The sequence below is a fragment of the Pseudomonas sp. NPDC086251 genome, assembly GCF_044746405.1.
Taxonomy (GTDB): Bacteria; Pseudomonadota; Gammaproteobacteria; order Pseudomonadales; family Pseudomonadaceae; genus Aquipseudomonas.
The window spans coordinates 187,768-211,231 of sequence record NZ_JBIVBY010000008.1; the positions used below are offsets into that span (position 1 = coordinate 187,768).

19 protein-coding genes are annotated in these 23,464 nt (G+C 61.2%); 11 read left to right on the forward strand and 8 right to left on the reverse strand.

The window, feature by feature from the left end:
- Positions 1 to 118: 118 nt before the first annotated feature.
- Complete coding sequence (recO, locus tag ACIPL2_RS12420) at positions 119 to 802, forward strand: DNA repair protein RecO (RefSeq protein WP_401356523.1); 684 nt, start codon at positions 119 to 121, stop codon at positions 800 to 802.
- Between the two features lie 51 nt (positions 803 to 853).
- Positions 854 to 1,597 (forward strand): pyridoxine 5'-phosphate synthase, encoded by a 744-nt coding sequence (gene pdxJ / locus ACIPL2_RS12425; RefSeq protein ID WP_401356526.1) that lies wholly within the window; start codon positions 854 to 856, stop codon positions 1,595 to 1,597.
- Between the two features lie 128 nt (positions 1,598 to 1,725).
- Here pdxJ and mltF read toward each other — a convergent pair whose 3' ends face one another.
- Positions 1,726 to 3,186 (reverse strand): membrane-bound lytic murein transglycosylase MltF, encoded by a 1,461-nt coding sequence (gene mltF / locus ACIPL2_RS12430; protein WP_401356528.1) that lies wholly within the window; start codon positions 3,184 to 3,186, stop codon positions 1,726 to 1,728.
- Positions 3,187 to 3,460: 274 nt separating this feature from the next.
- Between mltF and purL the strand changes: the two genes are divergently transcribed.
- Positions 3,461 to 7,357: a phosphoribosylformylglycinamidine synthase gene (purL, locus tag ACIPL2_RS12435; RefSeq protein WP_401356530.1), complete on the forward strand. Its 3,897-nt coding sequence runs from the start codon at positions 3,461 to 3,463 to the stop codon at positions 7,355 to 7,357.
- A gap of 5 nt (positions 7,358 to 7,362) precedes the next feature.
- Complete coding sequence (locus ACIPL2_RS12440; RefSeq protein WP_401356532.1) at positions 7,363 to 7,674, forward strand: NGG1p interacting factor NIF3; 312 nt, start codon at positions 7,363 to 7,365, stop codon at positions 7,672 to 7,674.
- Between the two features lie 1,051 nt (positions 7,675 to 8,725).
- Here the strand turns inward: ACIPL2_RS12440 and nagE are convergent.
- From nagE to ACIPL2_RS12475, 7 genes are all read right to left on the reverse strand, one after another.
- Positions 8,726 to 10,441 carry an N-acetylglucosamine-specific PTS transporter subunit IIBC gene (nagE, locus tag ACIPL2_RS12445; RefSeq protein ID WP_401356534.1) on the reverse strand — a complete coding sequence of 572 codons (1,716 nt, stop codon included), beginning with the start codon at positions 10,439 to 10,441 and terminating at the stop codon, positions 8,726 to 8,728.
- 31 nt (positions 10,442 to 10,472) lie between these two features.
- Positions 10,473 to 12,989 carry a phosphoenolpyruvate--protein phosphotransferase gene (gene ptsP / locus ACIPL2_RS12450; RefSeq protein ID WP_401356537.1) on the reverse strand — a complete coding sequence of 839 codons (2,517 nt, stop codon included), beginning with the start codon at positions 12,987 to 12,989 and terminating at the stop codon, positions 10,473 to 10,475.
- Positions 12,990 to 13,194: 205 nt separating this feature from the next.
- A complete protein-coding gene (locus ACIPL2_RS12455; protein ID WP_401356539.1) occupies positions 13,195 to 14,217 on the reverse strand; it encodes an SIS domain-containing protein in 1,023 nt (340 codons plus the stop codon).
- Positions 14,198 to 15,304: an N-acetylglucosamine-6-phosphate deacetylase gene (gene nagA / locus ACIPL2_RS12460; RefSeq protein ID WP_401356541.1), complete on the reverse strand. Its 1,107-nt coding sequence runs from the start codon at positions 15,302 to 15,304 to the stop codon at positions 14,198 to 14,200. The genes ACIPL2_RS12455 and nagA overlap by 20 nt, the downstream gene beginning before the upstream one ends.
- 16 nt (positions 15,305 to 15,320) lie before the next feature.
- Positions 15,321 to 16,052 (reverse strand): GntR family transcriptional regulator, encoded by a 732-nt coding sequence (locus ACIPL2_RS12465; protein ID WP_401356543.1) that lies wholly within the window; start codon positions 16,050 to 16,052, stop codon positions 15,321 to 15,323.
- Positions 16,053 to 16,345: 293 nt separating this feature from the next.
- Positions 16,346 to 16,849 (reverse strand): murein L,D-transpeptidase family protein, encoded by a 504-nt coding sequence (locus ACIPL2_RS12470; RefSeq protein ID WP_401356545.1) that lies wholly within the window; start codon positions 16,847 to 16,849, stop codon positions 16,346 to 16,348.
- A gap of 107 nt (positions 16,850 to 16,956) precedes the next feature.
- Entirely contained in the window at positions 16,957 to 17,508 is a 552-nt protein-coding gene (locus ACIPL2_RS12475; RefSeq protein ID WP_401356547.1) for an NUDIX hydrolase, read from the reverse strand.
- A gap of 146 nt (positions 17,509 to 17,654) precedes the next feature.
- Here ACIPL2_RS12475 and ACIPL2_RS12480 point away from each other — a divergent pair, with 146 nt between their 5' ends.
- The 7 genes from ACIPL2_RS12480 (at position 17,655) to guaB (ending at position 23,443) form a co-directional block, all read left to right on the forward strand.
- Positions 17,655 to 18,254, forward strand: coding sequence for a CoA pyrophosphatase (locus tag ACIPL2_RS12480; RefSeq protein WP_401356549.1), 600 nt, complete (start codon positions 17,655 to 17,657; stop codon positions 18,252 to 18,254).
- Positions 18,255 to 18,310: 56 nt separating this feature from the next.
- A complete protein-coding gene (locus ACIPL2_RS12485; protein ID WP_401356551.1) occupies positions 18,311 to 18,835 on the forward strand; it encodes a gamma carbonic anhydrase family protein in 525 nt (174 codons plus the stop codon).
- Positions 18,832 to 19,047: a DUF1289 domain-containing protein gene (locus tag ACIPL2_RS12490; RefSeq protein WP_401356554.1), complete on the forward strand. Its 216-nt coding sequence runs from the start codon at positions 18,832 to 18,834 to the stop codon at positions 19,045 to 19,047. Before ACIPL2_RS12485 ends, ACIPL2_RS12490 begins: the two co-directional genes overlap by 4 nt.
- Before the next feature lie 163 nt (positions 19,048 to 19,210).
- Entirely contained in the window at positions 19,211 to 19,678 is a 468-nt protein-coding gene (locus tag ACIPL2_RS12495) for a preQ0 transporter (RefSeq protein WP_401356556.1), read from the forward strand.
- Between the two features lie 90 nt (positions 19,679 to 19,768).
- Positions 19,769 to 20,950: a formate-dependent phosphoribosylglycinamide formyltransferase gene (gene purT / locus ACIPL2_RS12500; protein WP_401356559.1), complete on the forward strand. Its 1,182-nt coding sequence runs from the start codon at positions 19,769 to 19,771 to the stop codon at positions 20,948 to 20,950.
- Between the two features lie 186 nt (positions 20,951 to 21,136).
- On the forward strand, positions 21,137 to 21,685 hold the full coding sequence (locus ACIPL2_RS12505; protein ID WP_401356562.1) for a sugar ABC transporter ATPase: 549 nt from the start codon (positions 21,137 to 21,139) through the stop codon (positions 21,683 to 21,685).
- A gap of 288 nt (positions 21,686 to 21,973) precedes the next feature.
- Positions 21,974 to 23,443, forward strand: a complete 1,470-nt coding sequence (gene guaB, locus ACIPL2_RS12510; protein ID WP_401356565.1) for an IMP dehydrogenase — start codon at positions 21,974 to 21,976, stop codon at positions 23,441 to 23,443.
- Positions 23,444 to 23,464 lie beyond the last annotated feature (21 nt).

The window sequence follows — 23,464 nt, forward strand, 5'->3', positions numbered from 1 at the left end:
GCGAATACGATGTAACATTCAGCGTTGATGTTGACTGTTACACCGCTTTCGCGAGCAAGCCCGCTCCCACATTGGTTTTGGGTTGTCTGAAAAACTGCATTCCTTCATTGAGAACTCCATGTCCCAGCCCATTGGCCAACTCGCCTACGTGCTCCACAGCCGTGCCTACCGCGAAAGCAGCGCTTTGGTGGATTTCCTCACGCCGCAAGGTCGGCTGCGGGCGGTGCTGCGCAGTGCGCGGGGCAAGGCCGGGACACTGGCGCGGCCGTTCGTGCCGCTGGAAGTCGAGTTTCGTGGTCGCGGTGAGTTGAAGAATGTCGGCCGCATGGAAAGTGCCGGCATTTCTACCTGGCTCAATGGTGAGGCGCTGTTCAGCGGCCTCTACCTCAATGAACTGCTGATTCGCCTGCTGCCCGCTGAAGATCCGCATCCTGGGGTCTTCGATCACTACGCCGCGACATTGCTGGCTCTGGCCGAAGGCCGTCCGCTGGAGCCGTTGCTGCGCTCGTTCGAATGGCGGTTGCTGGATGACTTGGGTTACGGCTTCGCCCTGACCACCGACATCCACGGCGAGCCCATTGCCCCAGACGGTCTCTATCGTTTGCAAGTGGATGCGGGTCTGGAGCGGGTTTATCTGCTGCAACCCGGTCTGTTCAACGGCACGGAACTGCTGGCCATGTCCGAAGCCGACTGGACCGCACCCGGCGCACTGTCTGCCGCCAAACGTTTGATGCGTCAGGCACTAGCTGTGCATCTCGGCGGTCGCCCGCTGGTTTCCAGAGAGTTGTTTCGAAAGCCGTAAATTCCCCGTGTATGCTGTGCACCGAACTTTCCCATCTTCAGGAGCGCTTCCGTGACCACCAGCAATCGCATTCTTCTTGGCGTGAACATCGACCACGTTGCCACCCTGCGTCAGGCCCGGGGCACGCGCTATCCGGATCCGGTCAAGGCAGCACTGGATGCGGAAGAGGCGGGCGCTGACGGCATCACCGTGCACCTGCGCGAAGACCGCCGGCACATTCAGGAGCGCGACGTGTTGCTGCTCAAGGACGTGCTGCAGACCCGCATGAACTTCGAAATGGGCGTTACCGAAGAGATGATGGCGTTCGCCGAACGCATCCGTCCGGCGCACATTTGCCTGGTGCCGGAAACCCGCCAGGAGCTGACCACCGAAGGCGGCCTGGACGTCGCGGGGCAGGAGGCGCGGATCAAGGCAGCGGTGGATCGCCTGGCGAAGATCGGCTGTGAAGTGTCGCTGTTCATCGATGCTGACGAGCGGCAGATTGCGGCGTCCAAGCGCGTCGGTGCGCCGGCGATCGAGTTGCATACCGGCCGTTACGCCGACGCCGAGACGCCGACCGATGTGGCGGAAGAACTCAAGCGTGTTGCCGATGGCGTGGCGTTTGGTCTGGCCCAGGGGTTGATCGTCAATGCCGGCCACGGTTTGCACTATCACAACGTTGAAGCGGTGGCGGCGATCAAGGGCATCAACGAATTGAACATCGGCCATGCGCTGGTGGCCCATGCGTTGTTTGTCGGGTTCAAGTCGGCGGTGTCGGAAATGAAGGCGCTGATCCTGGCCGCAGCAAAAGCCTAAAGCCAAACACAAAACCAAAATGTGGGAGCGGGCTTGCTCGCGAAAGCGGTATGACAGTCGACTAAGATGTTGAATGTTGAACCGCATTCGCGAGCAAGCCCGCTCCCACATTTGATTGGGGCCGGTCTCTAGAGCGGTGGGGTTTCCTGATTCGACTTGGTCTTGTCGACCCCCGGCACGTGCAAATTGCCCTCGGCCACTTGATCGCCTTCCAGCTGCGGCTGCGTGACCCAGGTCAGGATGTCGTAGTAGCGACGGATGTTCGCCACGAAGTGCACCGGCTCACCGCCCCGGGCGTAGCCGTAGCGGGTCTTGCTGTACCACTGTTTCTGCGACAGGCGCGGCAGGATTTTCTTCACGTCCAGCCACTTGTCCGGGTTCAGCCCTTCCTTCGCCGCCAGTTTGCGCGCGTCATCCAGGTGGCCGCTGCCCACGTTGTAGGCCGCCAGTGCAAACCAGGTGCGATCCGGTTCCTGAATCGACTCGTCCAGCTGATCCTTCATGTAGGCCAGGTACTTGGCGCCACCCATGATGCTTTGTTTCGGGTCGAGTCGATTGGACACGCCCATGGCCTGGGCGGTGTTCTGGGTCAGCATCATCAATCCGCGCACGCCGGTCTTCGAGGTGACGGCCGCTTGCCACAGGGATTCCTGATAGCCGATCGCTGCCAGCAGGCGCCAGTCGACTTGCTCTTTCTTGGCGTACGCCTTGAAGTGCTGTTCGTACTTGGGCAGCCGTTGCTGCAAATGCTGGGCGAAGGTGGTGGCGCCCATGTAGCCGAGAACATCGACGTGGCCGTAATAGCGGTCTTTCAGGCGTTGTAGCGTGCCGTTCTTCTTGACCTTGTCGAGGTAGCTGTTGATTTCGTTGAGCAGGCTGTTGTCTTCGCCGGCGGCCACGGCCCAGCTCTGGTTGCTGGCATCGCCGAGGTCAAAGGCGACCCGGATGTTGGTGAAGTACACCTGGTTCATCGCGACTTCGTTGGAATCGACCAGCGTCAGGTCGATCTGACCTTCATCCACCATCCGCAGCAGGTCGACGACTTCAACCGCGTCGGACTCTTCGTATTCAATGCCGGGATATTTCTTTTTCAGCGCCGCCAACTGCTCGGCGTGGGTGCTGCCCTTGAGCACCATGATCTTCTTGCCGACCAGATCGCCCGCATCCGTCGGCCGCGATTGGCCGTTGCGGTAGATGATCTGTGGGGTGACTTCCAGGTACGAGTGGGAAAACCGCACCTGCTTTTTGCGTGCCTCGCTGCTGACCAGGCCGGCAGCAGCGACCACCGGCCCGTTGGGCTTGCCGACCTGATTGAACAGGTCGTCGAGGTTATCGGCGGTTTCGATTTTGAGTTCGACCCCCAGATCGTCGGCGAAGCGCTTCACCAGCTCGTATTCGAAGCCGGTTTCACCGTTGCGATCCTGAAAGTAGGTGGCGGGGCTGTTACGGGTAACCACCCGCAGCACGCCGTCCTCCTTTACGCGCTCCAGCGTGTTGGGTTTATCAACACAGCCACTGAGCACCAGGAAGAGTCCGGTTGCGATCAGCCATTTGGCGTACCGCGGACGCAAAGCCGTTGGGGAAAACATCTGCGCAGTATACGCAAAGGACCACGAGCGCCATATCTCGACAGCGAAGGGCGGTTCTGCTAGAGAGCGAAAAACCCGGTCAGAGCCCGCAGGAATAGGCTTTCACTGCATTTTGTCACAGTAAAAATAACCCTCGACGGTGATCTGTTTAACGCCCAAATACCCGGCCCGACGTCCGGGTGCAGCCGCCCGTACCGTTTCGGGTGATGTCGCGGGCTGTTTAGGCTAGAATGCACGGCCTCAAAGCACACCCCTTCCCGAGGCTGTCCCGAAGATGTTGATCCTGCGCGGCGCTCCTGCCCTTTCTGCCTTTCGCCACAGCAAACTCCTTGAGCAACTGAGCCAGAAGGTCCCGGCTGTCAGCGGCTTGTATGCTGAATTCGCTCACTTCGCCGAAGTCACCGGCGTCCTGACCGGCGACGAACAGCAGGTGCTCGCGCGCCTTCTGAAGTACGGCCCAAGTGTTCCAGTACAAGAGCCGACCGGTCGTCTGTTCCTCGTGTTGCCGCGTTTTGGCACCATTTCGCCGTGGTCCAGTAAAGCCAGCGATATCGCTCGCAACTGCGGCCTGGGCAAGATCCAGCGCCTGGAGCGCGGCATCGCGTTCTACGTGGCCGGCCAGTTCAGCGACGCCGAAGCGCAGCTGATCGAAGGTGCCTTGCACGACCGCATGACCCAGATCGTCCTCGCCAGCCTTGAACAAGCCGCCGGCCTGTTCAGCCACGCCGAGCCGAAACCGCTGACCGCGATCGACGTGCTGGGTGGCGGCCGCGCCGCGCTGGAAAAAGCCAACACCGAGCTGGGCCTGGCCCTGGCCGAAGACGAGATCGACTACCTGGTCGCCGCCTTTGTTGGCTTGAAGCGCAACCCGCACGACATCGAACTGATGATGTTCGCCCAGGCAAACTCCGAGCACTGCCGTCACAAGATCTTCAACGCGAGTTGGGACATCGACGGTCAGAGCCAGGAAAAAAGCCTGTTTGGCATGATCAAGAACACCTACCAGATGCACAGCGAAGGCGTTCTGTCGGCTTATAAGGACAACGCTTCGGTGATCGTCGGTAACGTCGCCGGCCGTTTCTTCCCGGACCCTGAAACCCGCCAGTACGGTGCGGTGCAGGAACCGGTGCACATTTTGATGAAAGTCGAAACGCACAACCACCCGACCGCGATTGCCCCGTTCCCGGGCGCATCCACCGGTTCCGGTGGCGAGATCCGTGACGAAGGCGCTACCGGTCGTGGCGCCAAGCCCAAGGCTGGCCTGACCGGTTTCACCGTATCCAACCTGCAGATCCCGGGCTTCGAACAGCCGTGGGAAGTGCCGTACGGCAAGCCTGAGCGCATCGTTACCGCGCTGGACATCATGATCGAAGGCCCACTGGGTGGCGCCGCGTTCAACAACGAATTCGGTCGTCCAGCCCTGACCGGTTACTTCCGGACCTTCGAACAATCAATCACCACCCCGCGTGGCGACGAAGTTCGCGGTTACCACAAGCCGATCATGCTGGCCGGTGGCATGGGTAACATCCGTGCCGAACACGTACAGAAAGGCGAGATCACCGTTGGCTCCAAGCTGATCGTGCTCGGCGGCCCGGCGATGCTGATCGGCCTGGGTGGCGGCGCCGCTTCCTCCATGGCCACCGGGACCAGCTCGGCTGACCTCGACTTCGCCTCGGTACAGCGCGAAAACCCGGAAATGGAACGCCGCTGCCAGGAAGTCATCGACCGTTGCTGGCAGTTGGGTGACAAGAACCCGATCAGCTTCATCCACGACGTCGGCGCGGGCGGTCTGTCCAACGCCTTCCCGGAACTGGTCAACGATGGCAACCGTGGCGGTCGCTTCGAACTGCGCAACATTCCAAACGACGAGCCGGGCATGGCCCCGCACGAAATCTGGAGCAACGAATCCCAGGAACGCTACGTTCTGGCGGTAGGCCCGGCGGACTTCGAACGCTTCCAGGCGATCTGCGAACGTGAGCGTTGCCCTTTCGCCGTGGTCGGCGAAGCCACTGCCGAGCCGCAACTGACCGTCACCGACAGTCACTTCGGCAACAGCCCGGTGGACATGCCACTCGAAGTGCTGCTGGGCAAAGCCCCGCGCATGCACCGTTCGGCCGTTCGTGAAAACGAACTGGGTGACGACTTCGATCCGTCGACGCTGGACATTGCCGACTGCGTTGAACGCGTCCTGCATCACCCGGCCGTCGCGAGCAAAAGCTTCCTGATCACCATCGGCGACCGCACCATCACCGGCCTCGTGGCCCGTGACCAAATGGTCGGCCCGTGGCAGGTTCCGGTGGCCGACGTTGCCGTCACCGCCACCAGCTTCGACGTCTACACCGGTGAAGCCATGGCCATGGGCGAGCGTACGCCGCTGGCACTGCTGGACGCTCCGGCGTCGGGCCGCATGGCCATCGGCGAAACCCTGACCAACATCGCCGCGTCGCGCATCAACAAGATCTCCGACATCAAACTGTCGGCGAACTGGATGTCGGCGGCGGGTCACCCGGGTGAAGACGCGCGTCTGTACGACACCGTGAAAGCGGTCGGCATGGAATTGTGCCCGGACCTGGGCATCACCATTCCGGTGGGCAAGGACTCGATGTCCATGGCCACGCGCTGGAACGACAATGGCGAAGACAAGACGGTCACCTCGCCGATGTCGCTGATCGTGACCGGTTTCGCGCCGGTGGCTGACATTCGTCAGACCCTGACGCCGGAACTGCGCATGGACAAAGGCACCACCGACCTGATCCTGATCGACCTCGGCCGTGGCCAGAACCGCATGGGCGCCTCGATCCTGGCCCAGGTTCACGGCAAGCTCGGCTCGCAAGCGCCGGACGTCGATGATGCCGAAGACCTGAAAGCCTTCTTCGCGGTGATCCAGGGCCTCAACGCCGACGGCCACTTGCTGGCTTACCACGACCGTTCCGACGGTGGTCTGCTGACCAGCGTTGTCGAAATGGCCTTCGCCGGTCATTGCGGCCTGAGCCTGAACCTCGACGGTCTGGCCGAAACCTCCGCCGACATCGCCGCGATCCTGTTCAACGAAGAACTGGGCGCGGTGATCCAGGTTCGCCAGGACGCGACCCCGGACATCCTCGCGCAGTTCAGCGCTGCCGGTTTGGGCGAGTGCGTGTCGGTGATCGGTCAGCCGATGAACAATGGCCAGATCAACATCACCTTCAACGGCGAAACCGTGTTTGAAGGTCAGCGTCGTCTGCTGCAACGTACCTGGGCTGAAACCAGCTACCAGATTCAGCGTCTGCGCGATAACGCCGACTGCGCCGAGCAAGAGTTCGACGTGCTGCTGGAAGAAGACAACCCGGGCCTGAGCGTCAAGCTGAGCTACGACGTCAATCAGGACGTCGCCGCGCCTTACATCAAGAAAGGCATTCGCCCACAGGTTGCCGTACTGCGTGAGCAGGGCGTCAACGGTCAGGTGGAAATGGCCGCCGCATTCGACCGCGCCGGTTTCAACGCGATCGACGTGCACATGAGCGACATTCTGGCCGGCCGTGTCGACCTGAACGAGTTCAAAGGTCTGGTGGCGTGCGGCGGTTTCTCCTACGGCGACGTGCTGGGTGCCGGCGAAGGCTGGGCCAAGTCCGCGCTGTTCAACAGCCGTGCTCGCGATGCGTTCCAGGGCTTCTTCGAACGTACCGACAGCTTCACCCTCGGTGTGTGCAACGGTTGCCAGATGATGTCCAACCTGCACGAGCTGATCCCGGGCAGCGAGTTCTGGCCGCACTTTGTGCGTAACCGTTCCGAGCAGTTCGAAGCCCGTGTGGCGATGGTTCAGGTCCAGGAGTCGAATTCGATCTTCCTGCAGGGCATGGCCGGTTCGCGGATGCCGATCGCTATTGCTCACGGTGAAGGTCATGCCGAGTTCGCCAGCGAAGAAGCGTTGCTGGAAGCGGATCTGTCGGGTTGCGTGGCGATGCGTTTCGTCGACAACCATGGCAAGGTCACCGAAAGCTACCCGGCCAACCCGAACGGCTCGCCGCGCGGGATCACCGGTTTGACCAGCCGCGACGGTCGCGTGACCATCATGATGCCGCACCCGGAGCGGGTGTTCCGCGCGGTGCAGAACTCGTGGCGTTCGGAAGACTGGAACGAAGACGCACCTTGGATGCGTATGTTCCGTAATGCTCGTGTGTGGGTGAATTAAGGGCCGTGTATAAGCTCAGCTTTTTTGTTCCGGCCAGTCATGTCGAGGTGGTCAAGGGTGCTGTGTTCGCTGCCGGTGGTGGGCGGATCGGGGCTTATGATCACTGCGCATGGCAGGTGTTGGGCCTGGGTCAGTTTCGTCCACTGGAGGGCAGTCAGCCGTTCATTGGTCAGGCGGGGCAGGTCGAGCAGGTTGAGGAATGGAAGGTTGAGCTTGTGGTAGCGGATGAGTTGATTCGCTCGGTGGTGGAGGCTTTGAAACAGAGTCATCCCTACGAGACACCGGCTTACGAGGTGTGGCGGTTGGAGGATTTCTGATCCACTTGCCGCTGTCATAAGAAACCCGCTGATTCGTCAGCGGGTTTTTTATTGTCCCCGATTTGACCCGACCCTTGTGGGAGCTGGCCTGCTCGCGAAGGCGGCCTTATAGCCGAGCAATCTCTCGCAGATATACACAGTCCAAATGTGGGAGCGGGCTTGCTCGCGAAGGCGGTCTTATAGCCGACCAATCTCTCACGGATGTACACAGTCCAACTGTGGGAGCTGGCCTGCCAGCGATGGCGGCCTGGTAGCCGACCAATCTCTCGCAGGTGTACATATCCATTCCTGCGGTAACGGCCACTTACGGTTTCGCCCTTACGGCGAGTCCCTTTTGTCAAACGCCACAAAAGGAACCAAAAAGTCTTGCCCCAGCGTCCGGCCCCTCGCTTAGGCTCGGCGTTCCTTCGCTCCGGTGTCCATCCGGGGACACTGCCCTCCGGTCTGCTTCGCGACGACCTACATGCAGCGTGTTCGACTGCGTCGAACGGCGCTACGCGCCACTCCCCGGATGAACACCTCCACTCAGCCTCCCGAAGGGGCGGGTGGATCAAGATCAAAAGCTTGCAGGCGAGCTAACGCTCGACCTGTTGAGTGGTGAAACGCGTAGTGTGTATGCGGCTTCATTGTGGGAGCGAGCCTGCTCGCGATGGACTCATAGGCGCCGCGTTTATCCTGTTGAAACGCGTCATCGTTGACGACCATCGCGAGCAAGCTCGCTCCTACAGGGGGGTAGCTCGTCTATCGCTCTTGATCTTGATCTTGATCTTGATCTTGATCTGAGCGCCCCCTCGTGAGGCCGAGCGCAGGTTCTGCGCAGTGGGCAACCCGGCATGGATGCCGGGTTAGCCGCCCCCGGCCATGGATGGCCGATGGCGGCGGGCCCACGGAGCAGGACCGGAGCGAGGGCATGCCGAGCCTAGGCGAGGCACCGAACGAAAGGGGCAAGAGCGCTTGGTTACTTGGCGCTTTTCCAAGTGACCCGCCGTAAGGGCGGAACCAATAACAGCCGTTACCGAAATAACGGATATGTACTCAAATCAAAAAAGCCCTAAACCTTAGCACTCACCTCACTACGATTAACCAACACCTCCAGCGCATCACTCAAACTCGCTGCCTTATCACCCACCAACAAATGCCAAACGCCACCGTCCAGCTGACTCACGCCCTGACACCCCAGCGCTTTTAGGTCGCACTCCGACAACGCTCTGCCATTCGCCAGTTGCAGGCGAATCCGGGTCATGGCGATGCAATCCATCTGCAACACATTCTCGCCACCTCCCAATGCATTCAGCCATTGCTGCGCTTCGGACGCCGCCACCGTCGCAGGTTGCGGCGCATCGACAGCCGCGGGAGGGGTGGAGATTAGGGCGCGGCCCAAGGCGGGCATCGCCAGCCGAATCTCATCGGCAATGCTGTCGGCCATCGGCCCGACCACCACCTGCAAACTCCCACCCTTGCCCGGACGAACCACGGCCATCGCACCCAGCGCTTTCAACGCTGCATCGGATGCCTTGTTGCGATCGACCATGTCCAGCCGCAAGCGCGTGGTACACGCCCCCACCGTAATCAAATTCTGCGCACCGCCCAGCGCCTTGATGTAAGCCCCGGCCCGTTCGTTTTCCGCCACCACCACTTTGTCACCCGCCGGAACATCTTCACGCCCCGGCGTCTTCAGGTTGAACCGGCGAATGCAGAAATCGAACACCGCGTAGTAGATCACCGCGTACGCCAACCCCACCGGAAGCACCCGCCAGCCGTTGGTGGATTTCCCCCAGCCGAGGATCATGTCGATGAAGCCCCCGGAGAAGGTGAAACCGAGGTGGATGTTCAGCAGGTTGGTGACCGCCATGGACAAGCCGGTCAACAGCGCATGCAGCAAATACAGCGGCGGCGCGAGGAACATGAAGGCGAATTCGATGGGTTCGGTGACGCCGGTCAGGAACGAAGTCAGGGCCATGGACAGGAAAATCCCGCCCATGACTTTGCGCCGCTCCGGCAGCGCGTTGCGGTACATCGCCAGGCACGCGGCGGGCAGGCCGAAGAGCATCATCGGGAACATGCCGGTGGTGAATTGGCCGCCCTTGGGGTCGCCGGCAAAGTAGCGCGAGATGTCGCCGGTCACCAGTGCGCCTGTGGTGGGGTCGGTGAAGTTGCCGAAGACGAACCATGCCATGTTGTTGATGATGTGGTGCAGGCCGGTGACGATCAGCAGGCGGTTGAGCACGCCGAAAATAAAGGCCCCGAGGCTGCCGCTTTCCAGCATCAGGACGCCGAAGTCGTTGATGCCGTGCTGGATCGGTGGCCAGATCAGGCCGAACACGACGCCCAGGCCGACTGCCGCGAACCCGGTGACAATCGGCACGAAGCGTCGACCACCGAAGAACGCCAGGTACTCCGGCAGCTTGATGTCCTTGAAACGGTTGTACAACGCGCCGGCCATCAAGCCGCTGACGATCCCGGCGAGCATGCCCATGTTGATGCTCGCGTCGAGCACCTTGAGGGTGGAGATCATCACAAGGTAACCAATGACACCGGCGAGGCCTGCGGTGCCGTTGTTGTCCTTGGCGAAACCGACCGCGATGCCGATGGCGAAGATCATCGCCAGGTTGGCGAAGATCACCTGGCCGGCGTCGTGAATGATCGCGATGTTCAGCAGGTCGGTGTCGCCCAGGCGCAGCAACAAGCCGGCATTCGGCAGGATCGCGATCGGCAGCATCAGCGCGCGACCGAGGCGCTGCAAGCCTTCGATGAAGTAGTGGTACATGGCGGATCTCCCTGGATTCTTGTTGTTGTGTTCAGCTCAGAGGCCATTGTTGATGACAGGCGTGACGCACCGCCGCGGCGCTGCTCAGCTTGAGCAGGTCCAGCGCAGTGCGTCGGCATTCGGCGGCGTCGAGGTGGCGCACGCGGTCCTTGATTTCACCGATTTGCACCGGGCTCACCGACAGCTCGCTGACGCCCAGGCCAATCAATACCGGCGTGGCCAGCGGATCAGAAGCGAGCGCGCCGCAGACGCCGACCCAACGCTTATGCACCGCTGCGCCGGCGCAGGTCTGGGCGATCAGCCGCAGCAGGGCCGGGTGCAGGGCGTCGACCCGGGAGGCGAGGCCGGCGTGGTCGCGGTCCATGGCCAGGGTGTATTGGGACAAGTCGTTGGTGCCGATCGACAGGAAGTCCGCATGCTCTGCAAGCTGTTCGGCCAGCAGCGCGGCGGCCGGAACTTCGATCATCACGCCCAGCTCCGGGCGCTCGCTCACACCGAGTTCAGTGCACAACGCATTGAGGCGTTGGCGGATGTGCAGCAGCTCATCGACTTCGGTGACCATCGGCAACAGGATCCGGCAACGTGACAGCGGGCGCACATGCAGCAGCGCGCGCAGTTGTTGATCCAGCAGTTCCGGCCGCACCTGGGCCAGACGAATGCCGCGCAGGCCGAGTACCGGGTTGGCCTCCACCGGCAGTGGCAAATAGTCGAGTTGCTTGTCGCCGCCGACGTCGATGGTGCGGATGATCACCGACTTGTCGCCCATGGCGTCGAGTACGGCTTGGTAGGCGGCGCATTGTTCTTGTTCGTCCGGCGCGGTGTTGCGATCGACGAACAGAAACTCGGTGCGCAGCAGGCCGACACCGTCCGCGCCATTGGCCAGCGCATCAGCCGCGTCGGCGCTGGAGGCGACATTGGCGGCGACTTCGATCTGCACACCGTCACGCGTCAGCGCCGGGATGTGCGCCTGAGCCTGTTGCTCGGCGCGACGTTGTTGATGATCGAGTTGCGCCTTATGGACCTGCGCCAAACGCTCGGCATTCGGCATCAGTTCGAGGCGACCGCTGTCGGCATCCAGCACCACCGATTGACCTTGCTCTTGATCGAGCAGCGTCGAACCCAGGGCCACCAGGCACGGCAGGCCTTTGCCGCGAGCGAGGATCGCCACGTGCGACGTCGCGCCGCCCTCGGCCATGCACAACCCGGCCACGCCTTGCTGGCTGAGTTGCAGCAAGTCGGACGGCGTCAGTTCGTGGGCCGCGACGATGGCGCCGGCCGGCACCTCGTAATGCCAGGTTTCACCGAGCAGGGCGCGCAGCACCCGTTGCTTGAGATCGCGCAGATCGTTGGCGCGTTCGGCCAGCAACGGGCTGCCGAGCTGCTGAAGAACATCGCACTGCACGTCGATGGACTGACTCCAGGCGTGGGTTGCGGCGCTGCCTTGGTCGATGGAGTGATGGGCGGCGTCCAGCAGCGCCGGGTCTTCAAGCAGTGCGAGGTGCGCGGCGAAGATCGCTTCTTCATCAGTGTTCTTGTGTTTCCGGGCTTGGGCCAAGGTCTGGTCGATTTCGCTGCGCACGACGGACAGGGCGGTATCGAGGGCCAGCAGTTGCTGCTCGGGATAATGATCGCCGGCGTCGACCGGCAGGCTGATTGCGTTCAAGCGAAACAGCGGCCCGCCGACCAGGCCGGGGGCGGCGCAGACACCGTGCAACACGCCCGCTTCGGCATCCCGATTGCGTCGGGCCATTGGTGTTGGCGCGGCGGCGTGATTGTCTTCGGCCAGGGCTGTGGATAACGCGATCAACAGCGCTTGCAGCGCGGCTTCGGCGTCCGGGCCCTGGCAACTGATCTGCACTTCATCCTGCTCGCCGATGGCCAAACCCATCAACCCGATCAAGCTGTCACAGGTGGCCGATTTGCCGGCGAAATGCAGTCGGGAGGTGCTTTTGAAACCGTGTGCGGTCTGACGAATCAGCGCTGCCGGGCGGGCATGCAAACCGCCTCGATGGGCAATGCGGACGTGGCCGACCATTTCCTCGCCCGAAGGCTCTGCTTCTTCCGCAGCGCCCGAGGCGTGTCGGCGAATGATGTGCAGCAATGGCTCACCGACTTTCACCGATTTCAGTGTGATCGGTCGCGCCTGGAAGTCCTGGCTGTTGGTCAAGATCATCAGGCTGACCAGGCTTTTGCACTGCTGCGCGACCTTGTCCAGGTCATAGCGCAACAGTGGTTGGCCGTTGGCGACGCGCGCGCCTTCCTTGACCAGCATCGAGAAGCCGTCGCCCTGCAACTCGACGGTGTCGAGGCCCAGGTGCAGGAGCAATTCGGCGCCGTTGTCGGCGCGCAAGGTGACGGCGTGGCCGGTGCGGGCTACGTGCACCACGACGCCGGCGCAGGGGGCGTGAAGGGTGTCGTTCAGCGGGTCGATGGCGATCCCGTCGCCCATGGCGCCACTGGCGAACACCGGGTCCGGGACTTTGGCGAGCGTCAGCACCGGGCCGCTGAGCGGGGCGCTGAGGGTCAGCTCTTTATTATTGTTGTGCATGGCTCGGTCTCATTAAAAATACAGTTCAGATCAACGCCCCCATCCCTCTCTTGTAGGAGCGGGTAGGAGCTGGTAGGAGCTGTCGAGTGAAACGAGGCTGCGATCTTTTGACGTTGATTTTCAAAGGCAAGATCAAAAGATCGCAGCCTCGTTTCACTCGACAGCTCCTACCAGCTCCTACAGGGGGATGCATTTGTCGTTTGGCTCAGTGGGTGCGGGTGACTTTGCTCAGATGCCGTGGCTGGTCCGGGTCCATGCCTCGGGCGACGGCTAAACCGGCGGCCATGACGTAGAAACTCTGGATCGCCAATATCGGGTCGAGGGCCGGATGCTCGGCGCGGGTCAGGGTAAGGTTGCGTTCGGCGACGTCATCCGGCGCCGCCAGCAGCACCCGTGCGCCGCGCTGACGCATGTCGGCCGCGAGGCTGAGTAAACCGGCTTGCTCGGCACCGCGTGGGGCGAACACCAGCAGCGGATAATTCTCGCCGATCAACGCCATCGGGCCGTGACGGACCTCAGCGCTGCTAAAGGCTTCGGCCTGGATCGCCGAGGTCTCCTTGAATTTCAGCGCGGCTTCCTGGGCGATGGCGAAACCGGCGCCACGGCCGATCACCATCAGGCGTTGGCAATCACGCAGCGCGTCGATGGCCACGCTCCAATCCTGTTGCGCCGCGTCGCGCAGACCTTCCGGCAGGGCGAGGCCCGCTTCCAGCAGTTCCGCGTCTTCCTTCCAATGGGCGATCAGGCGGGCGCTGGCGCTGAGGGTGGCGATAAAACTCTTGGTCGCGGCGACGCTGCTTTCGGTGCCGGCGCACAGCGGCAGACTGAATTCGCATGCGGCTTCCAAAGGCGAACTCTCGGCATTGACCATGGAAATGCTCAAGGCGCCACGCTTGCGCAGCAAACGCATACTGTTCACCAGGTCCGGACTTTGCCCCGACTGCGAAAACGCGAAGGCGACCTGACCACTGACTTTCAACGGCGCCTGCTGCATGGTCACCACCGACATCGGCAACGAGGCCACCGGGAAGCCCAATTGCTGCATGGCCAGGTAGGCGAAGTAGCTCGCTGCATGGTCGGAACTGCCGCGCGCGACGGTCATCGCCACTTGCGGTGGCTGACGGCGCAGGCGTCCGGCGATCTCGATCATCGGCGGGTCGAGTTGCTGCAATTGCGCTTGCACGGCCTCGAACGAGGACAGTGCCTCCTCAAGCATTTTTGAAGTCAATGTCTTCTCCTTCGACCATGACGGCGGTGAGTGTGAGTGAGCGATCCAGCCGCACGCAGTCGGCCCAGGCGCCGGGTTGCAGGCGACCGCGTTCGCTGATGCCGAGGTAGTCGGCGGGGAATTGCGAAAGACGTTGCGAGGCCTCGGCGATCGGCAAACCGATTTTCACCAGATTGCGCAGCGCCTGGTCCATGGTCAGGGTGCTGCCCGCCAACGTGCCGTCGGGCAGGCGCACGCCGCCCAGGCATTTGGTCACGGTGTGGCTGCCGAGTTTGTACTCACCGTCGGGCATGCCCGCCGCGGCAGTCGAATCGGTGACGCAATACAGGCACGGGATCGAACGCAGGGCCACGCGGATCGCGCCGGGGTGCACGTGCAGCAAGTCCGGAATCAGTTCGGCGTATTGGGCGTGGGCCAGTGCCGCGCCGACGATCCCCGGTTCACGGTGATGCAGCGGGCTCATGGCGTTGTAGAGGTGGGTGAAACTGCTGGCGCCGGCCTCCAGCGCGGCGACGCCTTCTTCATAGCTGCCGAGGGTGTGGCCGATTTGCATGCGCACGCCACGTTGGCTGAGGGCGCGGATCAAGGCGTCGTGGCCGGCGATTTCCGGGGCAATGGTGATCACCCGGATCGGCGCCAGCGCCAAGTATGCTTCAACTTCGGCCATCAAGGCGGTGTGGGCGAAATTCGGTTGGGCGCCGAGTTTTCCAGGGTTGATGTACGGGCCTTCGAGGTGCACGCCAAGCACGCGGGCGCAGCCTTGCGGGCGCTGCTCGTAGAACTCGCCGACGTCCTTGAGCACGCGGGAGATTTCTTCGCTCGGCGCGGTCATGGTGGTGGCCAGCAGCGACGTGGTGCCGAAACGCACATGGGTTTTGGTGATGGTTTCGAAAGCCGTTGCGCCTTCCATGATGTCTTTGCCGCCGCCGCCGTGAACGTGCAAATCGATAAAGCCTGGCAGCAGGTAAGGCAAGTCGTTGTCCGCCGGGTCACACGGCTGGCCGTCGATGGCCACGACCTTGCCGTGCTCGTGAATCAGCCGGCCGCGTACCCAGCCGTTGGCGGTGAGGATGTTGTCTTCGGACATGATCAGCTCTCAATACTTAGCGGCGAAGCTCTGCGACAAAGTCGTAGTAGTCGTTGCGGCAATAGGTGTCGGTGACTTCGATGGGCGTGTTGTCTTCCAGGTAGCCGACTCGGGTCATCAGCAACATCGCGGTGCCGGGGGCGATGCCGACCAGCGCGGCGAACTCGTCCGAGGCGTTGATTGCCTGGATGTGTTGCAGCGCGCGGACGATCGGTTTGCCGATGCCGTCGAGGTATTCGTAGAGGGAATCGCCGACCGCTTGCGGCTTGGGAATGATCGAGGCGGGCAGGGTGCTCATCTCGATTGCCATCACCGTGTCGTCGGCTTTGCGCAGACGCTTGAGCCGCGCGACCTTGTCGTTGGGCGAGAGGCCGAGACGAATCAGTTCTTCATGGGTGGGCGGGGTGATTTCTCGCTCCAGCCATTGCGAGCCGGGAACGAAGCCCTTGAGGCGGAGCATTTCGCTGAAACCCGAAAGGCGCGACAGCGGTTGTTCCAGGCGCGGGGTGATGAACGTGCCCGAACCCTGGTTGCGGCGGATCAGGCCTTGTTCGAACAGCACTTCCAACGCCTTGCGGGCCGTGACGCGGGAGATGCCCAGCACTTCGCTGAGATTGCGCTCCGAGGGCATGGCCTGTTCGGCTTTCCACTGGCCGGCATGAATCGCCGCTTCCAGGTTGCGCGCCAGTTGCAGGTACAACGGCGTGGGCTGGGTGTCGTCAGGACGTAGGGCTTGAAGGTCATTCATGTAGGTTTGGTCCGATGCGGATATAGGATTGTTGTCGCCCGGTTGTGAGGGAAAGCTAATACCACTTAAATACCATGTCAATGAGACCACTTTGCTGTAGGCGCGGGAAAGCCTGCCCTGATGGGCTTGCTGAGATGGGGTTGGTTTGAAGTGGTATTAGGAGTGGCGATTTCGAAAGCAAAGATCGCAGCCTTCGGCAGCTCCTACAGTGAGAATTGGTATCTACTCTGTAGGAGCTGCCGCAGGCTGCGATCTTTTGAATTTATTTTTCGATGAACGACAAAAGGTAGTCGCTAAGGGCGGATTTCGATCATCGTGCCGTCCGGCACCAGCCCCCAGACTTCGCGCATGTCCATGTTGCGCATGGCGATGCAACCGTCGGTCCAGTCCAGCGTATGGAACAGGTTTTCCGGGTAGTCGTAGGTGTCGGGGGTGCCGTGAATCATGATCATGCCGCCAGGGTCGACGCCTTCACGTCGGGAGCGCGCCGAGTCAGTCACGTTCGGGTAGGAGATGTGCATGGCCAGATTGAAGCGGTCGCTGACCTTGCGCCAGTCCACCCAATAAAAGCCTTCCGGCGTGCGTTTATCGCCTTCCATCAGCTTGGCGCCCCTGGGCTGTTTGCCCAGGGAAATGCGGTAGGTTCGCAGCGGCTTGCCATCGGCGATCAATTGCAATTGATGGGCGGATTTGAGCACCAACACCTTTTCGATGGGTTTGCCGTCCAGCGTCACCACGGTGGAAGCCTGGGACAACGCAACGAACGACAAGCAAAACAGGGCAAGCAACCAGCGCATTGAAACGATTCCCCAAGAGGTGTCACTACTAATAATTTATAGATGTTTTTGTAGGAGCTGCCGCAGGCTGCGATCTTTTAGCGTCGTCAAAAATTCCGTAATTGAAATCAAGTGATGACAGCCTGGACAAGCGGCGGGATCGATTCGGACCGCACGGGGTAGACCTCGGTCCGCCGGTCAGCGAAGAAGCATTCTAAGGTACGGCCCACCGTGCGGAAAGCCAGGTCGGACCAAGGGATGTCGGCTTCTTCGAAAAGCTGCACTTCCAGGCTCTCGGGGCCGGCGGAAAAATCCAGGTCCACCAGCTCGGCGCGAAAGAACACATGCACCTGGCTGATGTGCGGCACGTCGATCAAGGTATAGATGCTCAGGTTGCGCACTCGGGCGCAGGCTTCTTCGGCGGTCTCGCGAATGGCCGCCTGCTCGATGGTCTCACCGTTCTCCATAAAGCCTGCGGGCAGGGTCCAGTAGCCGAGCCGTGGCTCGATGGCACGACGGCACAGCAGCACCTTCGAACCCCAGGTCGCCACGCAACCGGCGACGATATTGGGGTTTTGATAGTGAATGGCCTGACAGCTGTCACAGACAAAACGCAGGCGCGAATCGCCTTCGGGGATGCGCTGGGTGACCGGGTTGCCGCACTGACTGCAAAATTTCATGCTTGGGTTCCTGAATGCTGCGCCTATCTTGGCGTGCGGCGGTGTCTGTCGGCAAGTTGTCGTTTAGCGACATGCAGCGGTTATGGGGTTGGGCGGTCGGTTCGATTGGTGCATGATGCGAGGTAGCAAATAAGTCGAGAAGTCTCATGCTGGACGAGCTACTGCATCGAGTAAGCAACCACACCCCAAGCACAATGGAAACCGACAAACGTTTCCCTGAGGCCGCGGTACTGGTCCCCATCACGCGCAGTGATGAGCCGGAACTGGTTCTGACCCTGCGCGCCAGCGGGCTCTCGACCCATGGCGGCGAAGTTGCCTTCCCCGGTGGGCGCCGCGACCCCGAAGACCCTGACCTTATATTCACTGCCTTGCGCGAAGCCGAAGAAGAAATCGGCCTGCCGCCCGGACTGGTGGAAATTATCGGCCCGCTCAGCCCGCTGATTTCCCTGCATGGCATCAAGGTCACGCCGTATGTCGGGGTGATTCCGGATTTTGTCGAGTACCTGGCCAACGATGCCGAGATCGCCGCGGTGTTCAGTGTCCCGCTGGAATTTTTCCGCAAGGACCCTCGGGAACACACGCACCGCATCGATTATCAGGGTCGCAGTTGGTATGTGCCGAGCTATCGTTATGGCGAATACAAAATCTGGGGCTTGACGGCGATCATGATCGTCGAGTTGATCAACTTGCTCTATGACGCCAAAATCAGCCTGCATCAGCCGCCCAACAGTTTTATCAACACCTGAAGCCATCGCACGAATGGCCAGAACCCAGCGGCAACCTGAGCCTTGAGGACAATAAGATGAAATACCGCCTGGGCGACGCCCGCGTCGATGCCCATCCGCAGAGCTGGATCGCACCCAATGCCGTGCTGGTGGGCAAGGTCAAACTGGAAGAGGGCGCCAACGTCTGGTTCAACACCGTGCTGCGTGGCGACAACGAACTGATCCTGATCGGCAAGAACAGCAACGTGCAGGACGGCACGGTGATGCACACCGACATGGGCTACCCGCTGACCCTCGGCACCGGCGTGACCATCGGCCATAACGCCATGCTCCATGGCTGTACCGTGGGCGATTACAGCCTGATCGGTATTAATGCGGTAATTCTCAACGGCGCGAAAATCGGCAAGAACTGCATCATCGGCGCCAATTCGCTGATCGGCGAAGGCAAGGAAATTCCCGACGGTTCGCTGGTCATGGGCTCGCCCGGCAAGGTGGTGCGTGAACTGACCGAGCAGCAGAAGAAGATGCTCGAAGCCAGCGCCGCACACTATGTGCATAACTCACAGCGTTATGCCCGCGATCTGGTCGAGCAGGAAGAATGAGCGCCACCGAACGACCGGTCCTTTCTCCCTGCGTGAGCATTTGCGCGCTGGATGAGGATGATATTTGCACCGGGTGTCAGCGCACGGTGGACGAGATCACGCGCTGGAGCCGGATGGATAACGAAGAACGCCGCAAGGTGCTGGGCTTGTGCCACGAGCGCGCCAAGTCGAGCGGGATTCTGTGGATGATCGGGGCGAAATCCGATCATTGAGGTGCGGCCTTCGCGGGCAAGCCTCGCTCCTACAACGATCACACTGAACCTGTAGGAGCGAGGCTTGCCCGCGAAGGCGTCATCACGTAAACCTCGGCTCTCTTGGCCCAACCCCATCCCTGAAGTACCCTGTGCGCCAAATTGACAGGTATTCCCGCGCCCCATGCTCTTCCTGATCGCTTACATCAGCAGTGTCGTGCTGATCAACTACGCCTTTTCCACCGCGCCGCACCTGGACCTCATCTGGTCGGCCTGGGGCGGTTTGGTGTTTATCTTGCGCGACATGGTGCAAACCCGTTTTGGCCACGGCGCCATTGCGGCGATGCTGGCGGCGCTGGTGCTGTCCTACGTAACGTCTGACCCGTCCATCGCTTTGGCCAGCGCCACGGCGTTCGCGGTGTCCGAGTGCATCGACTGGCTGGTGTTCAGCATCACCAAGCGCCCGTTGCACGATCGCCTGTGGATAAGTTCGGCCCTGAGCATTCCCCTCGATACCTTCATTTTCTTCGGCATGATCGACGCGTTCACCCCCGGCGTCATTCTCACCGCCATGGGATCGAAGTTCGCCGGCGTGACGGCCGTGTGGCTGATCATGGCGTGGCGCTTGCGCAAGCAGGCCGTCGTCAGCTGAAGCCAAACCCGCCGGTTCATGTAAAATGCCGCGCTTTCTCCCCATGGGAAGCGCGCTTCCCTCGATGATCCGCTCCTTTGAGGACCTGAGATGACCCGTATCGGAACTCCATTGTCGCCCACCGCGACCCGCGTATTGCTGTGTGGCTGTGGCGAGTTGGGCAAGGAAGTGGTGATCGAGCTGCAACGTCTGGGCGTTGAAGTGATTGCCGTGGATCGCTACGCCAACGCGCCGGCCATGCAAGTCGCCCATCGCAGCCATGTGATCAACATGCTCGATGGCGCCGCGCTGCGTGCCGTGATCGAGGCCGAAAAGCCGCACTTCATCGTGCCGGAAATCGAAGCCATCGCCACCGCCACTCTGGTAGAACTGGAAGCCGAAGGCTTCACCGTGATCCCGACCGCGCGCGCCACGCAGCTGACCATGAACCGCGAAGGCATCCGTCGCCTGGCCGCTGAAGAACTGGACCTGCCGACCTCGCCTTACCACTTCGCCGACACCTTCGAGGATTACAGCAAGGCCGTCGAAGACCTCGGCTTCCCATGCGTGGTCAAGCCGGTGATGAGTTCGTCGGGCAAGGGCCAGAGCCTGTTGCGCAGCATCGACGATGTGAAAACCGCTTGGGATTACGCTCAAGAAGGCGGCCGTGCCGGTAAAGGTCGCGTGATCATCGAAGGCTTCATCGACTTCGACTACGAAATCACCTTGCTGACCGTGCGCCACGTCGGCGGCACTACCTTCTGCGCGCCGGTCGGTCACCGTCAGGAGAAGGGCGACTACCAGGAATCCTGGCAGCCACAAGCCATGAGCCCGGTTGCCCTGGCTGAATCCGAGCGCGTTGCCAAAGCCGTGACCGAAGCCTTGGGTGGCCGTGGTCTGTTTGGCGTCGAGCTGTTCATCAAAGGTGATCAGGTGTGGTTCAGCGAAGTCTCGCCGCGCCCACATGACACCGGTCTGGTGACTCTGATTTCCCAGGACCTGTCGCAGTTCGCCCTGCACGCACGGGCGATCCTCGGTCTGCCGATTCCGTTGATCCGTCAGTTCGGGCCTTCGGCGTCGGCGGTGATTCTGGTGGAAGGGCAGTCGACCCAGACGGCGTTCGCCAACCTGGGCGCGGCGTTGAGCGAGCCGGATACCGCGTTGCGTCTGTTCGGCAAGCCTGAGGTCAATGGCCAGCGCCGGATGGGCGTCGCACTGGCGCGCGACGAGTCGATCGACGCCGCACGCGCCAAGGCCACCCGTGCATCGCAGGCGGTGGTTGTCGAACTGTAAAAACCCTCTCGGCGGGCCTATACCTACTGAATGCCGACACTGAACCTGTAGGAGCGAGGCTTGCCCGCGAAGGCGATTTCATGGTCAACAATAATGTTGAATGTGGAATCGCCTTCGCGGGCAAGCCTCGCTCCTACAAGGATTCCCGCGCAATATCTTTCATTTAAATGCATCAGGCCTGTCGCCATGAATTCGCAAAGCATCATTGTCCCGAAAATCTCCACACTGCCGGTGCACGAGCCCCGGGCACGGGCGGTCGTGCGGTGGCTGGTGCGCAAGAACATCATCAAGGAAGAACTGACCACCTGCGGGCGCACCGGCAATCGCATGGCGCACGCCATCGGCGACGGTGCCCGTGCCGTGGTCCTGTACCCGGAAGCCTTGCCGTTCGGTGAGCCGATCAACGGCCTGGAGATCATCACCAAGCGTTGCATCTATACGCCGGCCAAGGGTTTCCTCAGCGAAGCGGGCTGCGCTGAGTGCCGCAAGGAAATCGGCGAAGCGCTGTTCGAAAGCCTGGAAGAGTGGATGCCGGGGCGCACCGATAACTTCACTTGCCCCGAATGCGGGCATGAAGATGACATCAACGGCTTTCTGTTCTTGCAGGAATGCGGCTTTTCCAACCTGGGGTTCATTTTCAACAACTGGGCCGAGGCCGGGTTCAAGCAGAGCTTCATCGACGAATTTGCCGATTGGCTCGATCAACCTGTCAGTTGGGTCAAAGTCGAGCTGTAATGACCGCGTTATCGTTCATTGCTGGCGGGCCAGCTCCCACAGAATCACCGCGAATATGAGCATCTGTAGGAGCGAGCTTGCTCGCGATGAACGCGCAGGCGACGCGTGTCTGCAGACAGCACGCGTCATCGTTCACGACCCTCGCGAGCAAGCTCGCTCCTACAAAAAAACAGCCATCCCCATTCCGTATGTCAGTAATGCCAATAATAGACAGAGTTTTACATTGAACCCGAGGGGGTGTCTGACTATAATGGCGCGCTTCCATTTTCCCGCTCGGGAGCCCCCGCGATGCTGCGTATCAGCCAAGAAGCTCTGACATTCGACGACATTCTCCTAGTGCCCGGTTATTCCGAGGTACTTCCTAACGAAGTCAGTCTCAAGACCCGCCTAACCCGTGGCATCGAGCTGAATATTCCTCTGGTTTCTGCCGCCATGGACACCGTTACTGAAGCCCGTCTGGCAATCGCCATGGCTCAGGAAGGTGGCATCGGCATCATCCACAAGAACATGACCATCGAGCAGCAAGCTGCCGAAGTTCGCAAGGTCAAGAAGTTCGAAGCCGGCGTCGTCAAGGATCCGATCACCATCGAGGCTGACGCCACGGTTCGTGATCTGTTCGAACTGACCCGCATGCACAATATCTCCGGCGTTCCGGTACTGCACGATGGCGACCTGGTCGGCATCGTCACTTCCCGTGACGTGCGTTTCGAAACGCGTCTGGAAGCCACCGTACGTGAAGTGATGACGCCTAAAGAGCGCCTGGTCACCGTACGTGAAGGCGCCAACAAGAACGAAGTCCGCGAGTTGCTGCACAAGCACCGTCTGGAAAAAGTCCTGATCGTCGACGACAAGTTTGCCCTCAAAGGCATGATGACCGTCAAAGACATCGAAAAAGCCAAGGCGTACCCGCTGGCCAGCAAGGACGATCAAGGTCGTCTGCGCGTTGGCGCTGCGGTCGGTACCGGTAAAGACACCGGTGAGCGCGTAACTGCACTGGTCAATGCCGGCGTTGACGTGGTGGTGGTCGACACGGCTCACGGTCACTCCAAAGGCGTGATCGACCGCGTTCGCTGGGTCAAGGACAACTTCCCGCAAGTGCAAGTCATCGGCGGCAACATCGCCACCGGCGCGGCGGCCAAGGCTTTGGTCGAAGCAGGCGCGGATGCCGTCAAGGTCGGTATCGGCCCGGGCTCGATCTGCACCACCCGTATCGTCGCCGGTGTCGGCGTCCCGCAAATCAGTGCCATCGCCAACGTCGCCGCCGCCCTTGAAGGCACCGGTGTGCCGTTGATCGCCGACGGCGGCATCCGTTTCTCCGGTGACCTGTCCAAGGCCATCGTGGCCGGTGCTTCCTGCGTGATGATGGGCTCGATGTTCGCCGGTACTGAAGAAGCGCCAGGCGAGATCGAACTGTTCCAGGGTCGTTCGTACAAGGCTTACCGCGGCATGGGTTCGCTGGGCGCCATGTCCCAGGCTCAAGGTTCCTCCGACCGTTACTTCCAGGACTCCTCCGCGGGTGCCGAGAAGCTGGTGCCGGAAGGTATCGAAGGGCGTGTTCCTTACAAGGGCTCCCTGAGCGCCATCATCCATCAACTGATGGGCGGCCTGCGTTCCTCGATGGGCTACACCGGCAGTGCCGACATCGAAGAAATGCGCACCAAGCCTGAGTTCGTGCGGATCACCGGCGCTGGCATGGCCGAGTCCCACGTCCACGACGTACAAATCACCAAAGAAGCGCCAAACTACCGCGTAGGTTGAGGCTTCAAGCAAAAAAGTTAA